Origin of the sequence: Zemynaea arenosa (assembly GCF_004614185.1) — a bacterium.
Lineage (GTDB): Bacteria > Pseudomonadota > Gammaproteobacteria > Burkholderiales > Burkholderiaceae_D > Telluria > Telluria arenosa.
On the sequence record NZ_SPVF01000118.1, the window covers coordinates 1 to 2,933 of the forward strand.

The 2,933-nt window shown below is 64.8% G+C and carries 3 protein-coding genes; 2 read left to right on the forward strand and 1 reads right to left on the reverse strand.

Annotated features, from left to right (window positions below):
• Positions 1 to 32: 32 nt before the first annotated feature.
• On the reverse strand, positions 33 to 491 hold the full coding sequence (locus tag E4L96_RS08875) for a rhodanese-like domain-containing protein (protein ID WP_135206856.1): 459 nt from the start codon (positions 489 to 491) through the stop codon (positions 33 to 35).
• A gap of 268 nt (positions 492 to 759) precedes the next feature.
• Between E4L96_RS08875 and glnA the strand changes: the two genes are divergently transcribed.
• Positions 760 to 2,178, forward strand: a complete 1,419-nt coding sequence (gene glnA, locus E4L96_RS08880) for a type I glutamate--ammonia ligase (protein ID WP_135206857.1) — start codon at positions 760 to 762, stop codon at positions 2,176 to 2,178.
• Between the two features lie 211 nt (positions 2,179 to 2,389).
• Positions 2,390 to 2,899 carry a DUF4124 domain-containing protein gene (locus E4L96_RS08885; protein WP_135206858.1) on the forward strand — a complete coding sequence of 170 codons (510 nt, stop codon included), beginning with the start codon at positions 2,390 to 2,392 and terminating at the stop codon, positions 2,897 to 2,899.
• Positions 2,900 to 2,933 lie beyond the last annotated feature (34 nt).

Genomic DNA, 2,933 nt, shown 5'->3' on the forward strand with positions numbered 1-2,933 from the left:
GGCCGGTGCGGCAGCCGGGAGCGGTTGGCCGCTCAGGCGCCGACCCAGGGCAGGCCGTGCTTGCACCAGCCGCCCACGGTCTTGCGGTGGCCGTCGGCGTCCTTGTCGCCTTCGAAGCCTTCGAGGATGTCGTAGCTGTGGTGATAACCGGCCTCGGTGGCGGCGCGCGCCGCGTGCCGGGAGCGCACCCCCGAGCGGCACAGGAACAGCAGCACGTCGTCCTTGTTGGCGACCGCTTCCAGTTGCGCGAGGAAGTCCGGATTCGGCGCGCCGCCCGGGTAGAGCGACCATTGCACCGCCCCATGCTGTTCCGGCGGAATGGCCGCGCGCCCGACCCAGTCGCGTTCCGCGCTGGTGCGCACATCGATCAGTTTGGCCTGCGGGTCCTGGCGGATCAGGTCGTACGCCTCCTGGCAGGTGACGGCGCCCGCGTAGGCCTCTTCCGGCGCACGGTCGGCGGCGGCGGACAGGATCTCTTTTGTTGTGCTCATGACATTTCCCGATGTCGGTCTTGCGATTATGATGAGGCGCGCTGCACCACGCCGATGCGTGTGCCTCAAACTGGTGCGTGAACGCGACGATGCACCGATTTGGTGCGATCACGGCCCCGCGTGGTCGGCGTGCTCACCGATTTTATCCCGTTTTTCCCGCGCGTTCAGGGCACGTTCCCGGCGCGGCTCATGCCTTACAGCATCTGGCACGGAACCTGCTTATTACCCGGACACAAGGCACCATCCCATTCACTAGGAGATTTCCAACATGGCAGCAAGGACACCCGCAGACGTTCTGCAAATGGTCAAGGAACACGAAGTCAAGTTCATCGATTTCCGCTTCGCCGACACCCGCGGCAAGGAACAGCACGTGACCGTGCCGGTGTCCGCCTTCGATGAAGACAAGTTCGAGTCCGGCCATGCATTCGACGGTTCGTCGATCGCGGGCTGGAAGGGCATCGAAGCCTCCGACATGATCCTGATGCCGGACGCGAATACCGCCAACATCGACCCGTTCATGGAAGAGACCACGCTGTTCATGCAGTGCGACGTGATCGAGCCGTCGGACGGCAAGGGCTACGACCGCGACCCGCGCTCGATCGCCAAGCGCGCCGAAGCCTACCTGAAGTCGACCGGCATCGGCGACACCGCCTTCTTCGGCCCGGAACCGGAATTCTTCATCTTTGATTCCGTGACCTGGAAAGTCGACATGTCCGGCTGCTTCGTCAAGGTCGATTCGGAAGAGGCCTCCTGGTCCACCGACGCCAAGATCGAAGGCGGCAACAGCGGCCACCGTCCGGCAGTGAAGGGCGGCTACTTCCCGGTCCCGCCGGTCGATTCGTTCCAGGACATGCGCTCGGAAATGTGCCTGATCCTCGAAGCGCTCGGCATCCCGGTCGAGGTGCACCACCATGAAGTGGCGGGCGCCGGCCAGAACGAAATCGGCACCAAGTTCTCGACCCTGGTCGAGCGCGCCGACTGGACCCAGAACCTGAAGTATGTGATCTGGAACGTGGCCCACAGCTACGGCAAGACCGCGACCTTCATGCCGAAGCCGATCGTCGGCGACAACGGCTCGGGCATGCACGTGCACCAGTCGATCTGGAAGGACGGCAAGAACCTGTTCGCGGGCGACGGCTACGCGGGCCTGTCGGAGAACGCCCTGTACTACATCGGCGGCATCATCAAGCACGCCAAGGCGCTGAACGCGATCACCAACCCGGGCACCAACTCGTACAAGCGCCTGGTGCCGGGCTACGAAGCGCCGGTCAAGCTGGCCTACTCGGCCCGCAACCGCTCGGCCTCGATCCGCATCCCGCACGTGGCGAACCCGAAGGGCCGCCGCATCGAGACCCGCTTCCCGGACCCGCTGGCCAACGTCTACCTGTGCTTCGCCGCGCTGCTGATGGCGGGCCTGGACGGCATCCAGAACAAGATCCACCCGGGCGAGCCGGCCTCGAAGGACCTGTACCACCTGCCGCCGGAAGAAGACAAGCTGATCCCGACGGTGTGCTCGTCGCTGGAAGAGGCGCTGGCCGCCCTGGACGCGGACCGCGAGTTCCTCACCCGCGGCGGCGTGTTCAGCGATTCGATGCTGGACGCGTACATCGAGCTGAAGATGCAGGAAGTGCAGCGCATGCGGATGACCACCCACCCGGTGGAATTCGACATGTACTACTCGTCGTAAGATTCTTGAAAGGGGCACGTGCCCCTTTAGAATTTTTTTGTCCGACATGTACTACTCGTCCTGATCAAAGGGGCAAGTTGCAAAGGGGGGCCTCGGCCCCCTTTTTCATTTGAACGGGAGAACAGGCCTAGTTTCCATGTGTAACTATCGGGAGCCAGCGCTCCCCGAGTGCGCTATAGTCCGGGATGTTGAATTCCCCCGGTAAGCAAGAATGATGAGGACGACAAGCCTGGCGTTCCTGGCCGTGGCCGCCGTGCTGGCAGCCCCTGCCCGCGCCGACATTTACAAGTGCGTGGACGCGCAGGGCCACAAAACCTACACCGACAATCCGGCCGGGCAGGGCCAGTGCGTGCTGCTGGAAAAGGCCGCCGCCACCCCGCTGGTCACGGTGCCGATGGGGAACGCCCGTCGCAATCCAGACGGCGCCCCGCGCCGCCCGCAAGTGGCCTCGGCCGCGCCAGCCGGCTTCCCGCGCGTGGACGCCGCCCAGCAGCGCGCGCGCGACGACGACCGCCGCGGCATCCTGCAGGACGAGCTGCGCGCCGAGGAGCAGAAGCTGACCCAGCTGCGTGCCGAGTTCAACAACGGCGAGCCCGAGCGCCAGGGCAACGAGCGCAATTACGCCAAGTACCAGGAGCGCGTGGCGCAAATGCGCGACAACATCGCGCGCAGCGAAAAGAACATCGAAGCCCTGAAGCGCGAACTGGCCAGCATCAGGTAGAGACCGGCACCCACCCGCCCCATGACCCCCGACC

Excerpts from the sequence above, each read along its gene's own strand:
- E4L96_RS08875 (WP_135206856.1), bottom strand. The coding sequence starts at position 491 with ATGAGCACAACAAAAGAGATCCTGTCCGCCGCCGCCGACCGTGCGCCG.
- glnA (WP_135206857.1), top strand. The coding sequence starts at position 760 with ATGGCAGCAAGGACACCCGCAGACGTTCTGCAAATGGTCAAGGAACAC.
- E4L96_RS08885 (WP_135206858.1), top strand. The coding sequence starts at position 2,390 with ATGATGAGGACGACAAGCCTGGCGTTCCTGGCCGTGGCCGCCGTGCTG.